This window comes from Pseudomonas sp. PDNC002, from assembly GCF_016919445.1.
Taxonomy (GTDB): Bacteria; Pseudomonadota; Gammaproteobacteria; order Pseudomonadales; family Pseudomonadaceae; genus Pseudomonas.
In genome coordinates this window covers 1,849,334-1,872,325 of sequence record NZ_CP070356.1, presented here as the reverse complement: position 1 = coordinate 1,872,325, position 22,992 = coordinate 1,849,334, and the positions used below count along the sequence as shown (strand labels likewise).

General features: G+C 59.3%; 34 protein-coding genes. 1 reads left to right on the top strand and 33 read right to left on the bottom strand.

The annotated features are described in order from the left end of the window. Positions 1-74 precede the first annotated feature (74 nt). Positions 75-2,909, top strand: a complete 2,835-nt coding sequence (gene uvrA, locus JVX91_RS08720; protein ID WP_205338868.1) for an excinuclease ABC subunit UvrA — start codon at positions 75-77, stop codon at positions 2,907-2,909. Between the two features lie 67 nt (positions 2,910-2,976). Here the strand turns inward: uvrA and bfr are convergent, their stop codons facing one another. From bfr to rpsG, 33 genes are all read right to left on the bottom strand, one after another. Next, entirely contained in the window at positions 2,977-3,441 is a 465-nt protein-coding gene (bfr, locus tag JVX91_RS08715; protein ID WP_138520039.1) for a bacterioferritin, read from the bottom strand. A 134-nt stretch (positions 3,442-3,575) separates the two neighbouring features. Continuing rightward, positions 3,576-5,024, bottom strand: coding sequence for a catalase KatA (gene katA / locus JVX91_RS08710; protein WP_205338867.1), 1,449 nt, complete (start codon positions 5,022-5,024; stop codon positions 3,576-3,578). A 272-nt stretch (positions 5,025-5,296) separates the two neighbouring features. Beyond that, positions 5,297-5,686 (bottom strand): 50S ribosomal protein L17, encoded by a 390-nt coding sequence (gene rplQ, locus JVX91_RS08705; RefSeq protein WP_169942325.1) that lies wholly within the window; start codon positions 5,684-5,686, stop codon positions 5,297-5,299. 43 nt (positions 5,687-5,729) lie between these two features. After that, positions 5,730-6,731, bottom strand: a complete 1,002-nt coding sequence (gene rpoA / locus JVX91_RS08700; RefSeq protein ID WP_009617182.1) for a DNA-directed RNA polymerase subunit alpha — start codon at positions 6,729-6,731, stop codon at positions 5,730-5,732. A 22-nt stretch (positions 6,732-6,753) separates the two neighbouring features. Continuing rightward, the gene (rpsD, locus tag JVX91_RS08695) at positions 6,754-7,374 is read right to left on the bottom strand and encodes a 30S ribosomal protein S4 (protein WP_205338866.1); all 621 of its coding nucleotides are present in this window, start codon (positions 7,372-7,374) and stop codon (positions 6,754-6,756) included. Between the two features lie 16 nt (positions 7,375-7,390). Next, positions 7,391-7,780: a 30S ribosomal protein S11 gene (gene rpsK, locus JVX91_RS08690; protein WP_003093689.1), complete on the bottom strand. Its 390-nt coding sequence runs from the start codon at positions 7,778-7,780 to the stop codon at positions 7,391-7,393. Positions 7,781-7,798: 18 nt separating this feature from the next. Next, positions 7,799-8,155 (bottom strand): 30S ribosomal protein S13, encoded by a 357-nt coding sequence (gene rpsM / locus JVX91_RS08685; protein ID WP_024767079.1) that lies wholly within the window; start codon positions 8,153-8,155, stop codon positions 7,799-7,801. Positions 8,156-8,285: 130 nt separating this feature from the next. Next, a complete protein-coding gene (gene rpmJ / locus JVX91_RS08680; protein WP_045215308.1) occupies positions 8,286-8,402 on the bottom strand; it encodes a 50S ribosomal protein L36 in 117 nt (38 codons plus the stop codon). A gap of 24 nt (positions 8,403-8,426) precedes the next feature. Further along, positions 8,427-9,758, bottom strand: coding sequence for a preprotein translocase subunit SecY (secY, locus tag JVX91_RS08675; protein ID WP_024767080.1), 1,332 nt, complete (start codon positions 9,756-9,758; stop codon positions 8,427-8,429). Beyond that, the gene (rplO, locus tag JVX91_RS08670; protein WP_152219918.1) at positions 9,759-10,193 is read right to left on the bottom strand and encodes a 50S ribosomal protein L15; all 435 of its coding nucleotides are present in this window, start codon (positions 10,191-10,193) and stop codon (positions 9,759-9,761) included. 3 nt (positions 10,194-10,196) lie between these two features. Continuing rightward, positions 10,197-10,373 carry a 50S ribosomal protein L30 gene (rpmD, locus tag JVX91_RS08665; RefSeq protein WP_016490545.1) on the bottom strand — a complete coding sequence of 59 codons (177 nt, stop codon included), beginning with the start codon at positions 10,371-10,373 and terminating at the stop codon, positions 10,197-10,199. 2 nt (positions 10,374-10,375) lie between these two features. Beyond that, positions 10,376-10,876, bottom strand: coding sequence for a 30S ribosomal protein S5 (rpsE, locus tag JVX91_RS08660; RefSeq protein WP_009617173.1), 501 nt, complete (start codon positions 10,874-10,876; stop codon positions 10,376-10,378). 3 nt (positions 10,877-10,879) lie between these two features. Beyond that, on the bottom strand, positions 10,880-11,230 hold the full coding sequence (gene rplR / locus JVX91_RS08655; RefSeq protein WP_017521897.1) for a 50S ribosomal protein L18: 351 nt from the start codon (positions 11,228-11,230) through the stop codon (positions 10,880-10,882). Between the two features lie 10 nt (positions 11,231-11,240). Then, entirely contained in the window at positions 11,241-11,774 is a 534-nt protein-coding gene (rplF, locus tag JVX91_RS08650) for a 50S ribosomal protein L6 (protein ID WP_015475332.1), read from the bottom strand. A gap of 11 nt (positions 11,775-11,785) precedes the next feature. Continuing rightward, on the bottom strand, positions 11,786-12,178 hold the full coding sequence (gene rpsH / locus JVX91_RS08645) for a 30S ribosomal protein S8 (protein ID WP_015475331.1): 393 nt from the start codon (positions 12,176-12,178) through the stop codon (positions 11,786-11,788). Between the two features lie 188 nt (positions 12,179-12,366). Beyond that, positions 12,367-12,672 carry a 30S ribosomal protein S14 gene (rpsN, locus tag JVX91_RS08640; protein ID WP_024767384.1) on the bottom strand — a complete coding sequence of 102 codons (306 nt, stop codon included), beginning with the start codon at positions 12,670-12,672 and terminating at the stop codon, positions 12,367-12,369. 13 nt (positions 12,673-12,685) lie between these two features. Next, positions 12,686-13,225 (bottom strand): 50S ribosomal protein L5, encoded by a 540-nt coding sequence (rplE, locus tag JVX91_RS08635; protein ID WP_205338865.1) that lies wholly within the window; start codon positions 13,223-13,225, stop codon positions 12,686-12,688. 19 nt (positions 13,226-13,244) lie between these two features. Then, entirely contained in the window at positions 13,245-13,559 is a 315-nt protein-coding gene (gene rplX, locus JVX91_RS08630; RefSeq protein ID WP_184593967.1) for a 50S ribosomal protein L24, read from the bottom strand. 12 nt (positions 13,560-13,571) lie between these two features. Next, positions 13,572-13,940, bottom strand: coding sequence for a 50S ribosomal protein L14 (gene rplN, locus JVX91_RS08625; RefSeq protein WP_017521901.1), 369 nt, complete (start codon positions 13,938-13,940; stop codon positions 13,572-13,574). 16 nt (positions 13,941-13,956) lie between these two features. Further along, positions 13,957-14,223, bottom strand: a complete 267-nt coding sequence (rpsQ, locus tag JVX91_RS08620) for a 30S ribosomal protein S17 (RefSeq protein WP_009617165.1) — start codon at positions 14,221-14,223, stop codon at positions 13,957-13,959. Between the two features lie 2 nt (positions 14,224-14,225). Continuing rightward, on the bottom strand, positions 14,226-14,417 hold the full coding sequence (rpmC, locus tag JVX91_RS08615) for a 50S ribosomal protein L29 (RefSeq protein ID WP_003093720.1): 192 nt from the start codon (positions 14,415-14,417) through the stop codon (positions 14,226-14,228). Continuing rightward, positions 14,417-14,830, bottom strand: a complete 414-nt coding sequence (gene rplP / locus JVX91_RS08610; RefSeq protein WP_009617163.1) for a 50S ribosomal protein L16 — start codon at positions 14,828-14,830, stop codon at positions 14,417-14,419. The genes rpmC and rplP overlap by 1 nt, the downstream gene beginning before the upstream one ends. A gap of 11 nt (positions 14,831-14,841) precedes the next feature. Beyond that, the gene (gene rpsC / locus JVX91_RS08605; protein ID WP_024767387.1) at positions 14,842-15,528 is read right to left on the bottom strand and encodes a 30S ribosomal protein S3; all 687 of its coding nucleotides are present in this window, start codon (positions 15,526-15,528) and stop codon (positions 14,842-14,844) included. A gap of 13 nt (positions 15,529-15,541) precedes the next feature. Continuing rightward, positions 15,542-15,874, bottom strand: a complete 333-nt coding sequence (gene rplV, locus JVX91_RS08600) for a 50S ribosomal protein L22 (protein ID WP_015475325.1) — start codon at positions 15,872-15,874, stop codon at positions 15,542-15,544. Positions 15,875-15,886: 12 nt separating this feature from the next. Further along, positions 15,887-16,162, bottom strand: coding sequence for a 30S ribosomal protein S19 (gene rpsS / locus JVX91_RS08595; RefSeq protein ID WP_017521902.1), 276 nt, complete (start codon positions 16,160-16,162; stop codon positions 15,887-15,889). Positions 16,163-16,178: 16 nt separating this feature from the next. Then, positions 16,179-17,000: a 50S ribosomal protein L2 gene (gene rplB / locus JVX91_RS08590; protein ID WP_024767388.1), complete on the bottom strand. Its 822-nt coding sequence runs from the start codon at positions 16,998-17,000 to the stop codon at positions 16,179-16,181. Positions 17,001-17,011: 11 nt separating this feature from the next. Then, the gene (gene rplW / locus JVX91_RS08585; protein ID WP_015475322.1) at positions 17,012-17,311 is read right to left on the bottom strand and encodes a 50S ribosomal protein L23; all 300 of its coding nucleotides are present in this window, start codon (positions 17,309-17,311) and stop codon (positions 17,012-17,014) included. Continuing rightward, the gene (gene rplD, locus JVX91_RS08580; RefSeq protein ID WP_017521904.1) at positions 17,308-17,910 is read right to left on the bottom strand and encodes a 50S ribosomal protein L4; all 603 of its coding nucleotides are present in this window, start codon (positions 17,908-17,910) and stop codon (positions 17,308-17,310) included. The genes rplW and rplD overlap by 4 nt, the downstream gene beginning before the upstream one ends. 14 nt (positions 17,911-17,924) lie before the next feature. After that, positions 17,925-18,560, bottom strand: a complete 636-nt coding sequence (gene rplC, locus JVX91_RS08575; protein WP_024767389.1) for a 50S ribosomal protein L3 — start codon at positions 18,558-18,560, stop codon at positions 17,925-17,927. 82 nt (positions 18,561-18,642) lie between these two features. After that, the gene (gene rpsJ, locus JVX91_RS08570) at positions 18,643-18,954 is read right to left on the bottom strand and encodes a 30S ribosomal protein S10 (RefSeq protein WP_003243886.1); all 312 of its coding nucleotides are present in this window, start codon (positions 18,952-18,954) and stop codon (positions 18,643-18,645) included. 155 nt (positions 18,955-19,109) lie between these two features. Beyond that, complete coding sequence (tuf, locus tag JVX91_RS08565) at positions 19,110-20,303, bottom strand: elongation factor Tu (protein ID WP_054910987.1); 1,194 nt, start codon at positions 20,301-20,303, stop codon at positions 19,110-19,112. Positions 20,304-20,331: 28 nt separating this feature from the next. After that, complete coding sequence (gene fusA / locus JVX91_RS08560) at positions 20,332-22,467, bottom strand: elongation factor G (protein WP_192435059.1); 2,136 nt, start codon at positions 22,465-22,467, stop codon at positions 20,332-20,334. A gap of 30 nt (positions 22,468-22,497) precedes the next feature. Beyond that, entirely contained in the window at positions 22,498-22,968 is a 471-nt protein-coding gene (gene rpsG / locus JVX91_RS08555) for a 30S ribosomal protein S7 (protein ID WP_024767125.1), read from the bottom strand. Positions 22,969-22,992 lie beyond the last annotated feature (24 nt).

Sequence of the window (22,992 nt, the reverse complement as noted above, 5' to 3'; positions counted from 1 at the left end):
CACACGCGCTACTTTGCCGCGTACCTGTCACGCCCCGTATAATCGATAGTTTTCGCCCGCCATGCGAGGCCGCTGTGGACAAGATCCTCATCCGTGGGGCACGTACCCACAACCTGAAGAACATCGACCTGACCCTCCCGCGCGACAAGCTGATCGTGATCACCGGCCTGTCCGGTTCCGGCAAGTCTTCCCTGGCCTTCGACACGCTCTACGCCGAGGGCCAACGCCGCTACGTGGAATCCCTGTCGGCCTACGCCCGGCAGTTCCTCTCGATGATGGAAAAGCCCGACGTCGACACCATCGAAGGCCTGTCGCCGGCGATCTCCATCGAGCAGAAATCCACCTCCCACAACCCGCGTTCCACCGTGGGCACCATCACCGAGATCTACGACTACCTGCGCCTGCTCTATGCCCGCGTGGGTATTCCGCGCTGCCCGGACCACGACATCCCGCTGGAGGCGCAGACCGTCAGCCAGATGGTCGACCAGGTGCTGGCCCTGCCCGAGGGCCGCCGCTTGATGCTGCTCGCCCCGGTGATCCGTGAGCGTAAGGGCGAGCACCTGGCAGTGTTCGACGAGATGCGCGCCCAGGGCTTCGTCCGTGCCCGCGTCAACGGCAAGCTCTACGAGCTGGACGAAGTGCCGAAGCTGGACAAGAAGCTCAAGCACTCCATCGACGTGGTGGTGGACCGCTTCAAGGTGCGCGGCGACCTGCAGCAGCGCCTGGCGGAATCCTTCGAGACCGCGATCAACCTGGCGGACGGCATCGCTCTCGTCGCCCCCATGGATGACGAAGAAGGAGAGGAAATCATCTTCTCTGCGCGCTTCGCCTGCCCGATCTGCGGTCATTCGATCAGCGAGCTGGAACCCAAGCTGTTCTCCTTCAACAACCCGGCCGGCGCCTGTCCGACCTGCGACGGCCTGGGCGTGAAGCAATTCTTCGACGCGCGCCGGGTGGTCAACGGCGAGTTGACCCTGGCCGAAGGCGCGATCCGCGGCTGGGACAGGCGCAACGTCTACTACTTCCAGATGCTCGGCTCGCTGGCCGGGCACTTCGGCTTCAGCCTGGAAGAGCCCTTCCAGGAGCTCGACCCGGAGCACCAGAAGTTCATCCTCAACGGCTCGGGCCGCGAGAACGTTGAGTTCCGCTACCTCAATGACCGTGGCGACATCGTCAAGCGCGCGCACCCGTTCGAGGGCATCCTGCCGAACCTGGAGCGCCGTTACCGCGAAACCGAATCGGCCACCGTGCGCGAGGAACTGGCCAAGTTCCTCAGCACCCAGCCCTGCCCGGACTGCCACGGCACTCGTCTGCGCCGCGAAGCGCGCCATGTATGGGTCGGCGACAAGACCCTGCCGGCGATCACCTCGATGCCGGTAGGCACCGCCTGCGAGTACGCCGAGAGCCTGACCCTCACCGGTCGCCGCGGCGAGATCGCCTCGAAGATCCTCAAGGAAATCCGCGAGCGCCTGCAGTTCCTGGTCAACGTCGGTCTCGATTACCTGACCCTCGACCGCAGCGCCGACACGCTGTCCGGCGGCGAGGCCCAGCGCATCCGCCTCGCCAGCCAGATCGGCGCGGGTCTGGTGGGCGTCATGTACATCCTCGACGAACCCTCCATCGGCCTGCACCAACGCGACAACGAGCGCCTGCTGGGTACCCTCACCCACCTGCGCAACCTGGGCAACACGGTGATCGTGGTCGAGCACGACGAGGACGCCATCCGCCTCGCCGACTACGTCGTGGACATCGGTCCAGGCGCCGGCGTACACGGCGGGCAGATCGTCGCCGAGGGCACCCCGCAACAGGTCATGGACCACCCCGATTCGGTTACTGGTGCCTACCTCTCCGGCCGCACCAAGATCGTCGTGCCCGCCGAACGCACCCCGCGCAACAAGAAGCAATTGCTCAAGCTCAAGGGCGCGCGCGGCAACAACCTGCAGAACGTCAACCTGGAAATCCCAGTTGGCCTGTTCACCTGCATCACCGGCGTTTCGGGTTCGGGCAAGTCGACGCTGATCAACAACACCCTGTTCCCGATCACCGCTACCGCACTCAATGGCGCCACCACGCTGGAAGTCGCGCCCTACGACTCGTTCGATGGCCTGCAGCACCTGGACAAGGTGGTGGACATCGACCAAAGCCCGATCGGCCGCACCCCGCGCTCCAACCCGGCGACCTACACCGGGCTGTTCACGCCGATCCGCGAGCTGTTCGCCGGCGTGCCGGAAGCCCGTTCGCGCGGCTACGGTCCGGGGCGCTTCTCGTTCAACGTTAAGGGTGGCCGCTGCGAGGCCTGCCAGGGCGATGGCGTGATCAAGGTGGAGATGCACTTCCTGCCGGACATCTACGTCCCCTGCGACGTCTGCAAGGGCAAGCGCTACAACCGCGAAACCCTGGAAGTCCGCTACAAGGGCAAGAGCATCACCGAGGTGCTGGACATGACCATCGAGGACGCCCGCGCGTTCTTCGACGCCGTGCCGGCCATCGCCCGCAAGCTGCAGACGCTGATGGACGTCGGCCTGTCGTACATCAAGCTCGGCCAGAGCGCGACCACGCTGTCCGGCGGCGAGGCGCAACGGGTGAAGCTGTCCCGCGAGCTGTCCAAGCGCGATACCGGCAAGACGCTGTACATCCTCGACGAGCCGACCACCGGCCTGCACTTCGCGGATATCCAGCAACTGCTGGACGTGCTGCACCGCCTGCGCGACCACGGCAACACCGTGGTGGTGATCGAACACAACCTGGACGTGATCAAGACCGCCGACTGGCTGGTCGACCTTGGCCCCGAGGGCGGCTCCAAGGGCGGCCAGATCATCGCCACCGGCACGCCGGAGCAGGTCGCGGAACTGGCGGTGTCGCACACCGGGCACTTCCTCAAGCCGCTGCTGGAGCGTGATCGGGCCTGATCTGTGCTGGCATGAAAAAGCCCCTGTCGCCAATCGGCGCAGGGGCTTTTTCTTTACGGCTGGCGAATCAGAGCTGCGACTGCAGGTAATTCTCCAGGCCCATCTTGGCGATCAGGCCGAGTTGCTGCTCCAGCCAGTAGGCGTGGTCTTCCTCGGTATCGGTCAGTTGCACGCGCAGGATATCGCGGGTGACGAAGTCCTTGTGTTTCTCGCACAGGGCGATGCCCTTCGCCAGTGCGGCGCGCACATGGCGCTCGAGCTTGAGGTCGGCTTCGAGCATCTCCGGCACCGTCTTGCCCGGGTGGATGTCGTCCGGGCGCATGCGCGGGGTCCCTTCGAGCAACAGGATGCGGCGCAGCAGGGCATCGGCGTGCTGGGTTTCCTCTTCCATCTCGTGGTTGAGACGCTCGTAGAGCTTGGTGAAGCCCCAGTCCTCGTACATGCGCGAATGGATGAAGTACTGGTCGCGAGCGGCCAACTCACCGGTCAGCAGCGTATTGAGATAATCGATAACCTCGGCGTGGCCTTGCATCAGCCTTCTCCCTGGGACGTGACAGCGAATTAAACGGCGCTATGGTCGCGAGTGGCCATGACCGGGGTCAAGTCCACAATGCTCCCCAAACGCAACCGCCCTCCGAAGAGGGCGGCTGGTGGAACAGTTTGAGCTTAGTCGAGCTTCAGTCCCAGGGCCTTGGCGACGCCTTCGCCGTAGGCCGGGTCGATCTTGAAGAACAGTGCGAGCTGGCGACGCTGGATGGCTTCCGGCACGCCTGCCATGTCACCGGCAATGTTCGCGTACAGACGCTGCCGCTGCGCCTCATCGAACAGACGGAACAGCGCGGCCGGCTGGCTGTAGTAGTCATCGTCGACACGGTGGTTCCAGTGATCCGCGCTGCCTTCCAGAGTCAGCGGCGGCTCGGAGTAATCCGGCTGCTCCTGCCACTGGTTGAAGCTGTTCGGCTCGTAGGTGACCGTCATGTCGCCGTTGTTGCCGTCCACCCGCATGGCGCCATCGCGGTGGTAGATGCGCGGATTGTTGCGCGCGGCGTTCACCGGGATCTGGTGATGGTTCACGCCCAGGCGGTAGCGGTGCGCATCGCCGTAGGAGAATAGGCGGCCCTGGAGCATCTTGTCGGGCGAGAATCCAATGCCGGGGACGATGTTTGCCGGGCTGAACGCGGACTGCTCGACCTCGGCGAAGTAATTCGCCGGGTTGCGGTTCAGCTCGAAGTAACCCACCTCGATGAGCGGGTAGTCGCCGTGCGGCCAGACCTTGGTCAGATCGAACGGGTTGTAACGGTAAGTGGCGGCTTCCTTCTCCGGCATAATCTGCACGTACATCGTCCAACGCGGGAAATCACCGCGTTCGATGGCGTCGTACAGGTCGCGCTGGGAGCTCTCCCGGTCGGCGCCAACCAGCTTCGCGGCTTCATCGTTGCTCAGGTTCTCAATGCCTTGCTGGGTCTTGAAGTGGAACTTGACCCAGAACCGCTCGTTGCTGGCATTGATAAAGCTGAAGGTGTGGCTGCCGAAACCGTGGACGTGGCGGTAGCTGCGCGGCAGGCCACGGTCGCTGAAGTCGATGGTCAGTTGGTGCAGAGCTTCAGGCAGGTGCGAGAAGAAGTCCCACTTCAGCGTGGCGTTGCGCAGGTTGGTGCGCGGGTCACGCTTCACCACGTGGTTCAGGTCGGGGAATTTCAGCGGGTCGCGGAAATAGAAGACCGGGGTATTGTTGCCGACCAGGTCCCAGTTGCCTTCATCGGTGTAGAACTTCAGGGCGAAGCCGCGGATATCACGCTCGGCATCCGCCGCACCGCGCTCGCCAGCGACGGTGGAAAAGCGCAGGAACAGCGGGGTCTGCTTGCCGACCTGAGAGAACAGCTTGGCGCGCGTGTAGCGAGTGATGTCGTGGGTGACAGTGAAAGTGCCGTAGGCTGCAGAGCCCTTGGCATGCATACGGCGCTCAGGAATGACTTCGCGATCGAAGTGCGCCAGCTTCTCCAGGAACCAGACGTCCTGCAGCAGCATCGGGCCCCGCGGGCCGGCGGTCTGGACGTTCTGGTTATCGGCGACCGGCGCTCCGGCAGCGGTCGTCAGGCGGGTGTTGTCACTCATCGTTACTCTCCTCAACGGCGGGGTGTTCATTGGCCGGCGAATCACGAAGGCTGTGAGCGCGGCCCGACATCCCAATCGGACAATTAAGCGCCTCCACCGGCGTTGCGGCTGTTGACCCAGCTCAGCAAGCAGTAGAAGTCGGCGTCGTTAAGGATCGGTGACAAGGGTATGGATCAGCCAATTTATTGATTCGAGCCGATCGATAGAGAAAACTTTTCAATAGGCGATAAAAAACCGGGCACAAGGCCCGGTTTTTTATTAAGGCGTAAGCCTTACTCTGCAGCTTCTACTGCTTGGCCGCCAACAGCGCGGTCAATCAGTTCGACGTATGCCATGGGGGCATTGTCGCCGGCGCGGAAGCCGCACTTCAGGATGCGCAGGTAGCCGCCCGGACGGTTGGCGTAGCGCTTGCCCAGTTCGTTGAACAGCTTGCCTACGGCTTCTTTCGAACGGGTACGGTCGAAAGCGAGACGACGGTTGGCAACGCTATCCACTTTAGCCAGGGTGATCAGCGGCTCGGCAACGCGACGCAGTTCTTTGGCTTTGGGCAGGGTGGTTTTGATCAGCTCGTGCTCGAACAGCGACACAGCCATGTTTTGGAACATGGCCTTGCGGTGCGAGCTGGTACGGCTCAGGTGACGACCACTTTTACGATGGCGCATGGTTCAATTCCTTTCCAAACTTTACGTTCGGTAGCTACGACGATCAGGCAGTAGCCTTGTCGTCTTTCTTAAGACTTGCCGGCGGCCAGTTATCGAGGCGCATACCGAGGGACAGACCGCGAGAGGCCAGAACGTCCTTGATTTCGGTCAGGGACTTCTTGCCCAGGTTCGGAGTTTTCAACAGCTCTACTTCGGTGCGCTGAATCAAGTCACCGATGTAGTAGATGTTCTCCGCCTTCAGGCAGTTGGCCGAACGAACGGTCAGCTCCAGGTCATCGACCGGACGCAGCAGGATCGGATCGATCTCGTCTTCCTGCTCTTCAACGACGGGCTCGCTGTCGCCTTTGAGGTCCACGAACGCTGCCAGCTGCTGTTGCAGGATGGTAGCGGCGCGACGGATAGCCTCTTCAGGGTCCAGGGTGCCGTTGGTTTCCAGATCGAGGACCAGCTTGTCCAGGTTGGTACGCTGTTCGACACGGGCGTTCTCGACCACGTAGGCAACACGACGTACGGGGCTGAACGAGGCATCGAGCTGAAGACGGCCAATGCTGCGGCTTTCGTCTTCATCGCTCGAGCGGGCATCAGCCGGCTCGTAGCCACGGCCACGAGCGACTTTCAGCTTCATGTTCAGCGCGCCGTTATCGGCCAGGTGGGCGATAACATGGTCACCGTTGACGATCTCGACATCATGATCCAGCTGAATATCGGCAGCGGTCACCACACCCGAGCCCTTTTTCGCCAGGGTCAGCGTCACTTCGTCACGGCCGTGCAGCTTGATGGCCAGGCCTTTCAGGTTGAGCAGGATCTCGATGACATCTTCCTGCACACCTTCGATGGCGGAGTACTCGTGGAGTACGCCGTCGATCTCGGCCTCGACTACTGCACAGCCGGGCATGGAGGACAACAGGATGCGACGCAGCGCGTTGCCCAAAGTATGGCCGAAACCACGCTCGAGAGGCTCGAGAGTGATCTTGGCGCGGGTTTGGCTGACCACCTGCACATCGATGTGGCGGGGGGTCAGGAACTCATTTACCGAACTCTGCATGGATGCACCTATTTTCTAGCCCTTACTTGGAGTAGAGCTCGACAATCAGGTTTTCGTTGATGTCGGCGGACAGATCGGCACGAGCCGGGACACTTTTGAAGGTGCCAGCTTTCTTGTCGGTGTCCACGTCGACCCACTCAACGCGACCGCGCTGGGCGCACAGGTCCAGAGCTTGAGCGATACGCAGCTGGTTCTTCGATTTCTCGCGAACAGCAACGACGTCGCCAACTTTGACCTGGTAGGACGGTACGTTTACGGTCTGGCCGTTGACGCTGATGGTCTTGTGGGACACCAGCTGACGGGATTCGGAACGAGTGGAACCGAAGCCCATACGGTAGACGACGTTGTCCAGACGGCACTCAAGCAGCTGCAGCAGGTTTTCACCCGTGGAGCCCTTGCGGCGGGACGCTTCCTGATAGTAGCCACGGAATTGACGCTCGAGGACGCCGTAGATGCGGCGAACTTTTTGCTTCTCGCGCAGCTGCAGACCGTAGTCGGAAAGACGACCACGACGCTGACCATGCTGACCGGGAACTTGTTCTGCCTTGCATTTCGAGTCGAGGGCACGAACGCCGCTCTTCAGGAAAAGATCAGTGCCTTCGCGGCGGGACAGTTTGCACTTGGGACCAATGTAACGAGCCATTTCTCACTGTCTCCTATTACACGCGACGCTTTTTCGGCGGACGGCAGCCGTTGTGCGGGATCGGGGTTACGTCGGTGATGCTGGCGATCTTGTAACCGCAGGCATTCAGCGCACGAACAGCCGATTCGCGACCCGGGCCCGGGCCTTTGACGTTGACGTCAAGGTTCTTCAGACCGTATTCCAGAGCAGCCTGGCCGGCACGCTCGGCCGCTACCTGGGCAGCGAACGGGGTGCTCTTACGCGAGCCGCGGAAGCCCGAACCACCGGAAGTGGCCCAGGACAGAGCGTTGCCCTGACGATCAGTAATGGTAACGATGGTGTTGTTGAAGGACGCGTGGATATGCGCGATCCCGTCAACCACCGTCTTTTTGACTTTCTTACGAGGACGAGCAGCAGGTTTTGCCATGACTAGATTCCTAAGCGATTACTTGCGGATCGGCTTACGCGGGCCCTTACGGGTGCGCGCGTTGGTCTTGGTACGCTGACCGCGAACCGGCAGACCACGACGATGACGCAGACCGCGGTAGCAACCGAGGTCCATCAGACGCTTGATGTTCATGTTGATTTCGCGACGCAGGTCACCTTCGGTGGTCAGCTTGGCCACCTCGGTACGCAGCGAATCAATCTGCTCTTCGCTCAGTTCTTTGATCTTTACAGCCGGGCTGATGCCGGTGGCTGCACAGATGCTCTGTGCGGTAGTGCGACCAACACCATAGATGTAGGTCAGCGAGATAACAGTGTGCTTGTTATCCGGAATGTTTACGCCTGCAATACGGGCCATTCAGAAAAACTCCAATTGACAGCTACCCTGCGCCCGGGAAGCCAAGAAAGGGCGCGGATATTAGCGCTGTAAAAACAAATAATCAACCCGGCAGCACACTAGCTGCCGGGCTATCACGCGTGAATCACACTCAGCCTTGGCGCTGCTTGTGACGCGGCTCCGAGCTGCAGATCACACGAACGACGCCTTCGCGACGGACGATCTTGCAGTTACGGCACAGCTTCTTAACCGATGCACGAACTTTCATCAGTGACTCCTCGAACCTTACGGGTCAGCGCAGCAGGCCGCTGCCATAGCCCTTCAGGTTGGCTTTCTTCATGAGGGATTCGTACTGGTGAGAAACGAGGTGCGATTGTACTTGGGCCATAAAGTCCATCACAACCACGACCACGATCAGCAACGAGGTCCCGCCAAGGTAGAACGGTACGTGGGCAGCTACGACCAGGAACTGGGGCAGCAGGCACACAGCCGTCATGTACAGGGCACCGAACATGGTCAAACGGGTCAGTACGCCATCAATGTAGCGAGCCGACTGTTCGCCCGGACGAATACCCGGAATAAATGCACCGGACTTCTTGAGGTTTTCCGCCACGTCTTTCGGGTTGAACATCAGCGCTGTGTAGAAGAAGCAGAAGAAAACGATCCCTGCACTAAACAGCAGAATGTTCAGCGGCTGACCAGGAGCAATCGCTTGCGCGACGTCCTGCAGCCAACCCAGGCCTTCCGACTGACCGAACCAGGCACCCAGGGATGCCGGGAACAGCAGGATGCTGCTGGCGAAGATCGCGGGAATCACACCCGCCATATTCACTTTCAGCGGCAGATGGCTCGTTTGGGCGGCAAACACCTTGCGACCTTGCTGGCGCTTGGCGTAATGCACGGCGATACGGCGCTGACCACGCTCGATGAACACAACGAACGCGATGATGGCCACGGCCAGCAGGCCGATGGCGATCAGGGCGAAGATATTGATATCACCTTGACGCGCGGACTCGAAGGACTGACCGATTGCTCGGGGCAGACCTGCGACGATACCGGAGAAGATCAACATGGAGATGCCGTTGCCGACACCCCGCTCGGTGATCTGCTCACCCAGCCACATCATGAACAGTGCACCCGCCACGAAGGTGGTGACCGACACGAAGTAGAAGCCGAAGTCGTTGGAGAAGGCCACGCCCTGGCTACCCAGACCAATGGACATGCCAATGGCCTGGACAAGTGCCAGGACGAGAGTTGCGTAGCGGGTGTACTGGCTGATCTTGCGACGCCCAGACTCACCCTCTTTCTTCAACTGCTCCAGCTGCGGGCTGATAGCGGTCATGAGCTGCATGATGATCGATGCCGAGATGTACGGCATGATCCCCAGTGCAAAAATACTCATGCGCTCCAGCGCGCCGCCGGAAAACATGTTGAAGAGGCTAAGAATGGTCCCCTCGTTCTGCCGGAACAGTGCCGCCAAGCGATCAGGGTTGATGCCCGGAACTGGGATGTGCGCGCCGATCCGATAGACGATGATCGCCAGGAACAGGAAACGCAGACGTGCCCAGAGCTCGGACAAACCACCACCGTTGCTCAGCGCAGAGAGAGCACCTTGCTTAGCCATTTAGTCCTCGATTTTGCCGCCAGCTGCTTCGATAGCCGCACGAGCGCCTTTGGTGGCGCCGATGCCTTTCAGGGTTACCGCGCGAGTAACTTCGCCCGACAGCATGACTTTTACACGCTGTACGTTCTGGTTAATCACGTTGGCATCCTTCAGGGCCTGCACGGTTACGACATCACCCTCGACCTTGGCCAGCTCGGAGGTACGCACTTCTGCGCGATCCAGGGCCTTCAGCGAGTTGAAGCCGAACTTCGGCAGACGACGGTGCAGCGGTTGCTGACCACCCTCGAAGCCCGGAGCGATGGAGCCACCGGAGCGGGAGGTTTGACCTTTGTGACCACGGCCACCGGTCTTGCCCAGACCGCTACCGATGCCACGGCCCGGACGGTGCTTTTCGCGACGGGCACCCGGCGCGGAACGCAGATCGTTCAGTTGCATGGATTAACCCTCCACACGCAGCAGGTAGTAGGCCTTGTTGATCATGCCGCGATTTTCAGGAGTGTCCTGAACTTCTACGGTGTGACCAATGCGACGCAGGCCCAGGCCTTTGACGCAAGCCTTGTGATTGGCCAGACGGCCGTTCACGCTCTTGATCAAGGTAACTTTGACGGTTGCCATGGTTAGAGAATCTCCTCGACGCTCTTGCCACGCTTGGCCGCTACCGACTCAGGGGACTGCATGTTCTTCAGGCCCTTGAAGGTTGCGTAGACCACGTTCACCGGATTGGTGGAGCCGTAGCACTTAGCCAGAACGTTCTGCACACCGGCCACTTCCAGGACAGCGCGCATGGCGCCGCCGGCGATGATGCCGGTACCTTCCGAAGCCGGCTGCATGTACACCTTGGAGGCGCCATGGGCGGACTTGGTCGGGTACTGCAGGGTGGTGCCGTTCAGATCAACCTGGATCATGTTGCGGCGAGCAGCTTCCATTGCCTTCTGGATGGCGGCTGGCACTTCACGCGCCTTGCCACGACCGAAGCCAACACGGCCCTTGCCATCGCCAACCACGGTCAGCGCGGTGAAGGCGAAGATACGGCCACCCTTTACGGTTTTGGCGACGCGGTTCACTTGAACCAGCTTCTCGATGTAGCCTTCGTCGCGCTTTTGATCGTTGTTTGCCATAACTTAGAACTCCAGACCGCCTTCACGAGCGGCATCAGCCAGGGCCTTGATACGACCGTGGTACTTGAAGCCAGAACGGTCGAACGCCACCTGAGTGACGCCGGCAGCCTTGGCGCGTTCCGCGACCAGTTGACCAACTTTCTTGGCTGCGTCGACGTTGCCGGTGGCAGCTTCGCGCAGTTCTTTGTCCAGGGTCGAGGCGCTGGCCAGGACCTTGCCGCCGTCGGCTGCAATAACCTGGGCGTAGATGTGCTGGGAGGAGCGGTAAACGCAGAGGCGTACAGCTTCCAGTTCGCGCATCTTCAGGCGAGCCTTGCGAGCGCGGCGCAGACGGGTTTCTTTCTTGACGCTCATTTGCTATGCCCTACTTCTTCTTGGCTTCTTTACGAAGGACGACTTCGTCGGCGTAACGCACGCCCTTGCCTTTGTACGGCTCCGGCGGACGGAAGTCGCGGATTTCCGCGGCAACCTGGCCAACCAGCTGCTTGTCGATACCCTTGATCAGGATGTCGGTCTGGCTGGGGGTTTCCGCGACGATGCCGGCAGGCAGTTCGTAATCAACCGGGTGGGAGAAGCCGAGAGCCAGGGACAGCACTTGGCCTTTGGCCTGCGCTTTGTAACCAACACCAACCAGCTGGAGCTTGCGCTCGAAGCCTTGGCTGACGCCGATCACCATGTTGTTGACCAGAGCGCGGGTGGTACCGGCCATGGCACGGGTCTGCTGGTCGCCGTTACGCGCAGCGAAACGCAGCTCACCGTTGTCCTGAATGACTTCTACGGACGGATGTACTTTCAGCTCCAGAGCGCCTTTGGCACCCTTGATCGAAAGTTCCTGACCAGCCAGCTTGATTTCAACGCCGGCGGGCAGAATGACGGGGTTCTTAGCAACGCGAGACATGCTGATTCCCCTTAGAACACAGTGCAGAGCACTTCGCCACCGACGCCAGCGGCACGGGCAGCACGGTCAGTCATCACACCTTTGTTGGTGGAGACGATCGATACGCCCAGGCCGCCGCGAACTTTCGGCAGCTGGTCTACGGATTTGTACTGGCGCAGGCCAGGACGGCTGATTCGCTTCACTTCTTCGATGACAGGCTTGCCTTCGAAGTACTTCAGCTCGATCGACAGCAGAGGCTTGGCCTCGGCGGTGACTTGGAAATCCGCAATGTAACCTTCGTCCTTGAGGACTTTGGCGACTGCCGCTTTCAGCTTGGAAGACGGCATGCTCACGACGGTCTTCTCAGCCATCTGGGCATTACGGATGCGAGTTAGCATGTCTGCTAACGGGTCCTGCATACTCATGGGCTTAATGCTCCTGATACAAAAGATAAGCCTTCAACTTCACAACTCGCCCTCATAACGCCAGGCGAACTAAACCCGGGCTCGGGGGAGCCGGGTATTCTAGAGATCGCTCAAAAACGAATCAAGCCCCACAAGGGGGCTTGCTTCGCAAAGCGATCAACGGAGCTGTTTCCAGCTCCGTCTAGTACTTACCAGCTGGCTTTCACCAGGCCCGGTACGTCACCGCGCATTGCCGCTTCACGCAGTTTGTTACGGCTCAGGCCGAACTTGCGGTAGTAGCCGTGCGGACGACCGGTCAGACGGCAACGGTTACGCAGGCGGCTGGCGCTCGCGTCACGCGGTTGCTTCTGCAGGGCGACCTGGGCATTCCAGCGATCTTCCGCAGTGGTGCTCGGATTAACGATGATCGCTTTCAGCTCGGCACGCTTTTTGGCGTACTTAGCTACCGTGCGCTGACGCTTCAGCTCACGGTTCTTCATGCTCTCTTTAGCCATGGTCCTACTCCAATCAGTTGCGGAACGGGAATTTGAAGGCGCGCAGCAGAGCACGACCCTCATCATCCGAACGCGCGGTAGTGGTCAGAGTGATATCCATACCGCGGAGGGCATCGATCTTGTCGTAATCGATTTCCGGGAAGATGATCTGCTCTTTGACGCCCATGCTGTAGTTGCCACGGCCGTCGAAGGACTTGGCATTCAGACCGCGGAAGTCACGTACGCGCGGCAGGGAGATCGAAAGCAGACGGTCCAGGAACTCGTACATGCGATCGCCACGCAGGGTGACTTTCACGCCGATCGGCCAGCCTTCACGAATCTTGAAGCCGGCGATGGACTTACGAGCGTAAGTCACGATCGGCTTCTGACCCGCGATCTTTTCCAGATCAGCTACGGCGCTCTCGATGACTTTTTTGTCGCCGACAGCTTCGCCAAGACCCATGTTCAGGGTGATTTTGGTAACGCGCGGAACTTCCATCACGTTCGCCAGCTGAAGCTCTTGCTTCAGCTTGGGAGCGATTTCCTTCCGATAAATTTCTTTCAATCGTGCCATGGTGATCTACCTAGCTCCCTCAAGCCTGAACCGGTTTCTGGGTCGACTTGAAGACACGAATCTTCTTACCGTCTTCGACCTTGAAGCCAACGCGGTCAGCCTTGTTGGTTTCAGCGTTGAAGATGGCGACGTTGGAGACGTGCAGAGGCGCCTCCTTCTCGACGATCCCGCCTTGCTGATTGAGCATGGGGTTGGGCTTGGTGTGGCGCTTGACGAGGTTCACGCCACCAACGACCAGACGGTCATCGGCGAGAACTTTCAGCACCTTGCCACGCTTGCCCTTGTCCTTGCCGGCAATGACGATGATTTCGTCGTCACGACGAATTTTTTGCATGACGGCTACTCCTTACAGCACTTCTGGGGCAAGGGAGACGATCTTCATGAACTTCTCGGTACGAAGTTCACGAGTCACGGGCCCAAAGATACGGGTGCCGATCGGCTCCTGCTTGTTGTTCAGCAGGACGGCGGCGTTGCCGTCGAAGCGAATGATGGAACCGTCGGTACGACGTACGCCGTGCTTGGTGCGAACGACCACGGCAGTCATTACCTGGCCCTTCTTCACCTTGCCACGAGGAATTGCTTCCTTGACGGTGACCTTGATGATGTCGCCAATGCCGGCGTAGCGGCGGTGGGAACCGCCGAGCACCTTGATGCACATTACGCGACGCGCGCCGCTGTTATCAGCGACTTCGAGCATGGATTGAGTCTGAATCATCTTCTATCTCCGACCCTTAGACTTCAACCGCGCGCTCGACGATATCAACCAGAGTCCAGGCCTTGGTTTTGGCCAGGGGACGAGTCTCGCGAATGGTGACCAGGTCACCAATGCGGCACTGGTTGGTTTCGTCGTGGGCGTGCAGTTTGGTCGAACGCTTCACGTATTTGCCGTAGATCGGGTGCTTAACACGGCGCTCGATCAGAACGGTGACGGTCTTGTCCATTTTGTCGCTGACGACACGGCCAGTCAGCGTACGGACGGTTTTCTGGGCTTCAGCCATGATTACTTACCTGCTTGCTGGTTGAGCACAGTTTTCACGCGAGCGATGTCGCGCTTAACCTGCGAGAGCAGGTGAGACTGCCCCAACTGGCCAGTTGCTTTCTGCATACGCAGATTGAACTGGTCGCGCAGCAGGCCGAGCAGTTGCTCGTTCAGCTGCTCAACGGATTTTTCACGAAGTTCATTCGCTTTCATCACATCACCGTCCGCTTAACAAAGGAGGTGGCGAGCGGCAGCTTTGCAGCAGCCAGGGCGAATGCCTCACGCGCCAGCTCTTCGGATACACCCTCGATCTCGTACAGGACCTTGCCCGGTTGAATCTGAGCTACCCAGTACTCGACGCCGCCTTTACCTTTACCCATACGTACTTCCAGGGGCTTTTTGGTAACAGGCTTGTCGGGGAATACACGGATCCAGATCTTGCCACCACGTTTTACGTGACGGGTCAGCGCACGACGCGCGGACTCGATCTGACGTGCGGTGAGACGGCCGCGGCTGGTTGCCTTGAGGGCGAACTCGCCGAAGCTGACTTTAGAACCGCGATGTGCCAGGCCACGGTTGTGACCGGTCATTTGCTTGCGGAACTTCGTACGCTTAGGTTGCAGCATTTGCGTACTCCTTACTTAGCAGCTTTTTTACGAGGAGCGGGCGCTTGGGGCTTCAGCTCTTCCTGGCGGCCACCAATGACCTCGCCTTTGAAGATCCAAACCTTCACACCAATCACACCGTAGGTGGTGTGCGCTTCGTAGGTTGCATAGTCGATGTCGGCGCGCAGGGTATGCAGGGGCACACGACCTTCGCGATACCACTCGGTACGAGCGATTTCAGCGCCGCCCAGACGACCGCTTACCTGGATCTTGATGCCTTTGGCACCAATGCGCATGGCGTTCTGTACAGCGCGCTTCATGGCGCGACGGAACATAACGCGACGCTCCAGCTGCTGAGCTACGCTTTGCGCAACCAGCATACCGTCGAGCTCCGGCTTGCGGATCTCTTCGATGTTGATGTGCACCGGCACACCCATTTGCTTGGTCAGGTCCTGACGCAGCTTCTCAACATCTTCACCTTTCTTGCCGATCACGATGCCGGGACGAGCGGTGTGGATGGTGATGCGTGCGGTTTGAGCCGGACGATGGATATCGATACGGCTTACGGACGCGCTTTTTAGTTTGTCTTGGAGATACTCACGTACCTTCAGGTCGGCGAACAGATAATCGGCGTAAGTGCGTTTATCTGCGTACCAAACGGAGGTGTGCTCCTTGACGATACCCAGGCGGATGCCATTGGGATGTACTTTCTGACCCATCTGATCGACTCCGTTACTTGTCCGCAACCTTGACAGTGATATGGCAAGACCGCTTGACGATGCGATCAGCACGGCCTTTGGCACGCGGCATGATGCGCTTGAGCGAACGACCTTCGTTGACGAAGACGGTGGAGACTTTGAGATCGTCTACATCGGCGCCTTCGTTGTGCTCGGCGTTGGCAACGGCCGACTCCAGCACTTTCTTCATGATCTCGGCGGCTTTCTTGTTGCTGAAAGCCAGGAGGTTGAGCGCGTCGCCCACCTTCTTCCCGCGGATCTGGTCGGCGACCAAGCGGGCTTTCTGGGCGGAGATACGAGCGCCCGAGAGCTTAGCGGCTACTTCCATCTTCCTTACCCCTTAACGCTTGGCTTTCTTGTCCGCAGCGTGCCCACGATAAGTGCGGGTAGCAGCGAACTCGCCGAGTTTGTGACCGACCATGTCTTCGTTAACCAGAACCGGCACGTGTTGACGGCCGTTGTGGACAGCGATGGTCAGACCAACCATGTGCGGCATGATCATAGAACGGCGCGACCAGGTCTTGATCGGCTTGCGGTCGTTCTTTTCTACCGCCACTTCGATCTTCTTCAGCAGGTGAAGATCGATAAAAGGACCTTTTTTCAGAGAACGTGGCACTGTCGTATCCCTCTATTTACTTGCGGCGACGGACGATCATGTTGTCGGTACGCTTGTTCGCGCGAGTCTTCTTACCCTTGGTCTGAAGACCCCACGGCGATACCGGATGACGACCAGCAGAGGTACGACCTTCACCACCACCATGCGGGTGGTCGACCGGGTTCATGGCAACACCACGAACGGTCGGGCGAACGCCACGCCAGCGTTTGGCACCGGCTTTACCCAGCGAACGCAGGCTGTGCTCGGAGTTCGAGACTTCGCCCAGGGTCGCACGGCAGTCAGCCAGGACTTTGCGCATTTCGCCGGAACGCAGACGCACGGTAACGTAGGCACCTTCACGGGCAACCAGCTGAGCCGAAGCGCCAGCGGAGCGAGCGATCTGAGCGCCTTTGCCAGGCTTCAGTTCGATACCGTGGATGGTGCTACCCACCGGGATGTTGCGCAGCGGCATGTTGTTGCCGGCCTTGATCGGAGCGCCGATACCGGAGATCAGTTGATCGCCAGCCACCACGCCTTTGGGGGCGATGATGTAACGACGCTCGCCGTCCGCGTATTTCAGCAGAGCGATGTGAGCAGTACGGTTCGGATCGTATTCGACGCGCTCAACGATGGCAGGAATGCCATCCTTGTTGCGGCGGAAGTCGACCAGACGATAGTGTTGCTTGTGGCCACCACCGATATGACGGGTGGTGATGCGACCGTTGTTGTTACGGCCGCCCGACTTGGACTTCTTCTCGAGCAGGGGGGCGAACGGAGCACCTTTGTGCAGGTCCTGGTTCACTACCTTGACGACGAAACGACGACCAGCGGAAGTCGGTTTGCATTTAACGATTGCCATGATGCACCCCTTTACTCAGCGCCAGCTGCGAAATCGAGATCCTGGCCCGGCTGGAGAGCGATGTACGCTTTTTTCCAGTCGTTACGCTTGCCCAGGCCGCGAACGGTACGTTTGGTCTTGCCCTGAACGTTCAGGGTGGTGACGCGACGTACTTTCACGCCGAACAGGCTTTCTACGGCCTTCTTGATTTCCAGCTTGGTTGCATCAGTGGCAACCTTGAAAACGAATTGGCTGTTGCCGTCCGCCAGGCCAGTGGCCTTCTCGGAGATATGCGGGCCCAGCAGCACTTTGAATACGCGTTCCTGGTTCATGCCAGCAGCTCCTCGAACTTCTTCACGGCAGACACGGTGACCAGCACCTTGTCGTAGGCGATGAGGCTGACCGGATCGGAAGCCTGGACGTCACGCACATCGACGTGGGCCAGGTTGCGAGCTGCCAGGTACAGGTTCTCATCGACGCCTTCGGTGACGATCAGTACATCTTTCAGGCCCAGGCCTTCCAGCTTGCTGACCAGACCCTTGGTCTTCGGTGCGTCGACAGCGAAGTCGGCAACGACAACCAGACGATCCAGACGAACCAGCTCAGAGAGGATGGAGCGCAGAGCAGCGCGGTACATCTTCTTGTTGAGCTTCTGGGAGTGATCCTGGGGCTTGGCCGCGAAGGTCGCGCCGCCGCCACGCCAGATGGGGCTACGAATGGTGCCAGCACGAGCACGACCAGTGCCCTTCTGACGCCACGGCTTCTTGCCACCACCGGAGACTTCGGAACGAGTTTTCTGAGCCTTGGTGCCCTGACGACCGCCAGCCATGTAGGCGACGACTGCCTGGTGAACCAGGGTCTCGTTGAATTCGCTACCAAAGGTACGCTCGGAAACCTCGATCGCCTGAGCGCCATTTACATTCAGTTGCATCTCAGCTTCCTCTCTTAACCGCGAGCCTTGGCTGCCGGACGCACCAGCACATCACCACCGGTAGCGCCGGGAACGGCACCTTTGACCAGCAGCAGATTGCGCTCTGCATCGACACGCACGACCTCAAGGGATTGAACGGTTACGCGCTCAGCACCCATGTGGCCCGACATTTTTTTGCCCTTGAACACTCGACCAGGAGTCTGGCACTGGCCGATGGAACCCGGGACGCGGTGGGAAACGGAGTTACCGTGGGTGTTATCTTGACCACGGAAGTTCCAGCGCTTGATGGTACCGGCGAAGCCTTTACCTTTGGACTCACCGGTAACGTCTACCAGCTGGCCCGCCTGGAACAGATCGACAGAAATGGAATCGCCTGCCTTGAACTCCTCTTCGCCCAGACGGAATTCCCACACGCCGCGACCGGCGGCGACATTCGCCTTGGCAAAGTGACCGGCTTGAGCCTTGGTCACGCGAGAAGCACGACGCTCGCCAGCAGTTACCTGCACAGCGCGATAGCCATCGCTTTCTTCGTTTTTGAACTGGGTGACGCGATTCGGCTCGACCTCAATGACCGTGACCGGAATGGAGACACCATCTTCGGTGAAGATGCGGGTCATGCCGCACTTACGACCGACAACACCAATTGTCATCTTTAGAACCTCTTTAGTGTACGGGGCTTTCACCCGCTATGGCCGCCCATTTCAGAGCGTTACACGACCAATGCCGAAGGCATTAGCCGAGGCTGATCTGTACTTCGACGCCAGCAGCAAGGTCGAGCTTCATCAGCGCGTCGACGGTTTTGTCGGTCGGCTGAACGATGTCGAGAACACGCTTGTGGGTACGAATTTCGTACTGGTCACGAGCGTCCTTGTTGACGTGCGGGGAAATCAGCACGGTGTAACGTTCCTTGCGGGTCGGCAGAGGAATCGGACCACGCACCTGAGCGCCAGTACGTTTCGCGGTTTCCACGATTTCCTGGGTAGATTGGTCGATCAGGCGGTGATCAAAAGCCTTCAACCGAATACGGATTTGTTGATTTTGCATTTGACCTCAGACTCCAAGTTGCCATTCCCAACGGACGGACTCCGCCCGTTAAAAGGAGGCGCAATTGTACGGATGCGCCTAGGGGGTGTCAATATTTAACCAACTCAACGAAAAAGGGACCCCGAAGGGTCCCTTTTTCTGGAGCAGATCAGCGATTACTCGATGATCTTGGCAACCACGCCGGCACCAACGGTACGGCCGCCTTCGCGAATCGCGAAGCGCAGGCCATCTTCCATGGCGATCGGAGCGATCAGGGTGACAACCATTTTCACGTTGTCGCCCGGCATTACCATTTCAACGCCTTCCGGCAGCTCGCAGTTGCCGGTTACGTCGGTGGTACGGAAGTAGAACTGCGGACGGTAGCCTTTGAAGAACGGAGTGTGACGACCACCTTCTTCTTTGGACAGCACGTACACTTCGCACTCGAACTTGGTGTGCGGCTTGATGGTGCCCGGCTTGGCCAGAACCTGGCCACGCTCTACGTCTTCACGCTTGGTACCACGCAGCAGAACGCCAACGTTCTCACCAGCACGACCTTCGTCGAGCAGCTTGCGGAACATTTCAACGCCGGTGCAGGTAGTTTTGGTGGTCGCCTTGATACCGACGATTTCCACTTCTTCCTGGATCTTGACGATGCCACGCTCAACACGGCCAGTTACCACGGTGCCGCGGCCGGAGATCGAGAACACGTCTTCGATCGGCATCAGGAACGGCTTGTCGATGGCGCGCTCGGGCTCAGGAATGTACGAGTCCAGGGTTTCTACCAGCTTGCGCACGGCGGAAACGCCCATCTCGTTATCGTCCTGGCCGTTCAGGGCCATCAGAGCGGAACCGATCACGATCGGAGTGTCGTCGCCCGGGAAGTCGTAGGTGTTCAGCAGATCGCGAACTTCCATTTCGACCAGTTCCAGCAGCTCGGCGTCGTCAACCATGTCGGCCTTGTTCAGGAACACGACAATGTAGGGAACGCCTACCTGACGGGACAGCAGGATGTGCTCGCGAGTCTGCGGCATGGGGCCGTCAGCAGCCGAGCAAACCAGGATCGCGCCGTCCATCTGGGCAGCACCGGTGATCATGTTCTTCACGTAGTCGGCGTGACCCGGGCAGTCTACGTGAGCGTAGTGGCGTACCGGCGAGTCGTATTCAACGTGAGAGGTGTTGATGGTGATACCACGAGCCTTCTCTTCCGGCGCGTTGTCGATCTGGTCGAAAGCGCGAGCGGAACCGCCCCAGGTCTCGGAGCAGACCTTGGTCAGAGCAGCGGTCAGAGTGGTTTTGCCGTGGTCAACGTGACCGATGGTGCCGACGTTGACGTGCGGTTTGTTACGTTCAAATTTTTCTTTAGCCACGAGAGTAACCTCTACTAAAAGAGCTGAATCAAGCTTGTTTTTTAGCCAGAGCTTCGACGACGTTCGCCGGAGCTTCAGCGTACTTGGAGAATTCCATGGAGTAGCTAGCGCGACCCTGGGACATGGAACGCACGTCGGTTGCGTAACCGAACATCTCGCCCAGCGGAACCTCGGCACGGATAACCTTACCGGAAACCGAGTCTTCCATCCCCTGAATCAGACCACGACGACGGTTCAGGTCACCCATCACGTCACCCATGTAGTCCTCAGGAGTCACCACTTCCACCTTCATGATCGGCTCAAGCACCTTGCCGCCGCCCTTCTGGGCCAGCTGCTTGGTCGCCATGGAAGCAGCGATCTTGAACGCCATCTCGTTGGAGTCGACGTCGTGGTAGGAACCATCGAAGACGGTAGCCTTCAGGCCGATCAGCGGATAGCCGGCAACAACGCCGTTCTTCATCTGCTCTTCGATGCCCTTCTGGATGGCCGGGATGTATTCCTTCGGAACCACACCGCCCACGACTTCGTTGGTGAAGACCAGGCCTTCAGTGATGTTGCCCTTGTCGTCCACGTCCGGAGTCGAGAAGCGAATCCAGCAGTGACCGAACTGACCACGACCACCAGACTGACGAACGAACTTGCCTTCGATCTCGATGTTGTCCTTCGAGATGGTTTCGCGGTACGAAACCTGCGGCTTGCCGATGTTCGCCTCAACGCCGAATTCACGCTTCATGCGGTCGACGAGGATGTCCAGGTGCAGCTCACCCATACCGGAGATGATGGTCTGGCCGGTTTCTTCGTCGGTCTTGACGCGGAACGACGGGTCTTCCTGAGCCAGCTTGCCGAGGGCAATGCCCATCTTCTCCTGGTCAGCCTTGGTCTTCGGCTCAACAGCTACCGAGATCACAGGCTCCGGGAAGTCCATACGCTCGAGGATGATCGGCTTCTCGATGTCGCACAGGGTGTCACCGGTGGTGACGTCCTTCATGCCGATCAGAGCAGCGATGTCGCCAGCGCGTACTTCTTTGATCTCGTCACGCTGGTTGGCGTGCATCTGCACCATACGACCAACGCGCTCTTTCTTGCCTTTCACGGAGTTGATAACCGAGTTACCGGACTCCAGAACGCCCGAGTAGACGCGAACGAAGGTCAGAGTACCTACGAACGGGTCAGTGGCGATCTTGAATGCCAGAGCCGAGAACGGTGCATTGTCGTCAGCCGGACGCTCGTCTTTCGGAGCGTCGTCGCCGTCGTCAATGTGATCCGGGTGGATACCCTGGATCGCAGGGATCTCGGTCGGAGCAGGCAGGAAGTCGATGACGGCATCGAGAACCAGGGGCACGCCCTTGTTCTTGAACGAGGAGCCACAGACAGCCGGTACGATTTCGCAAGCGATGGTACGCAGACGCAGGCCAGCCTTGATCTCTTCGATCGACAGCTCGCCCTCTTCCAGGTACTTGTTCATCAGCTCTTCGTTGGCTTCGGCAGCAGCCTCGACCATGTTGTTGCGCCACTCGGTGGCCAGCTCAACCATATCGGCAGGAATTTCTTCCTCGCGATAGGAGGTGCCTTTGTCGTCTTCGTTCCAGTAGATGGCCTTCATTTTCAGCAGGTCAACCTGACCCTGGAAGTCATCTTCTGCACCGATGGCCAGCTGAACCGGAACCGGGGTGTGACCCAGGCGGTTCTTGATCTGACCGACGACGCGCAGGAAGTTGGCGCCGGCGCGGTCCATCTTGTTCACGTAAACGATACGCGGAACGCCGTACTTGTTGGCTTGACGCCATACGGTCTCGGACTGCGGCTCAACGCCGGAGGTGCCGCAGAACACAACGACGGCGCCGTCCAGTACGCGCAGGGAGCGCTCAACTTCAATGGTGAAGTCTACGTGGCCGGGGGTGTCGATGACGTTTACGCGGTACTTGTCGTACTGGCCGCGCGAACCTTCCCAGAAGGTCGTGATCGCAGCGGAGGTGATGGTGATACCACGCTCCTGCTCCTGCACCATCCAGTCGGTGGTAGCAGCGCCGTCGTGCACCTCACCCATCTTGTGGCTGAGACCTGTGTAGAACAGGATCCGCTCGGTAGTGGTGGTCTTGCCCGCGTCAACGTGGGCACAGATACCAATGTTCCGGTAGCGGTTGATTGCTGTGTTACGAGCCATAAAGCCCTCGCAGAAGTGTTGATGCCGTAATTAGAAGCGGTAGTGCGAGAACGCTTTGTTGGCCTCGGCCATACGGTGCACGTCTTCACGCTTCTTGACGGCAGCGCCTTTGCCTTCAGCGGCATCCAGCAGCTCGCCAGCCAGGCGCAGAGCCATGGACTTCTCGCCACGCTTGCGGGCGAAGTCCACCAGCCAACGCATGGCCAGAGCATTACGACGGGACGGACGTACTTCGACCGGAACCTGGTAGGTAGCACCGCCGACACGGCGGGACTTCACTTCGACCAGCGGAGCGATGGCGTCGAGTGCTTTTTCGAAGATTTCCAGGGGGTCGCCTTTACCGCGCTCTTTGACCTTGTCCAGAGCACCGTAAACGATACGCTCGGCAACGGCTTTTTTGCCGCTTTCCATCACGTGGTTCATGAACTTGGCCAGAATCTGGCTTCCGTATTTCGGATCGGCCAGGATCTCACGTTTGGCCGCTACACGACGTCTTGGCATTGATAAGCCCTCAAACGGTCTTCA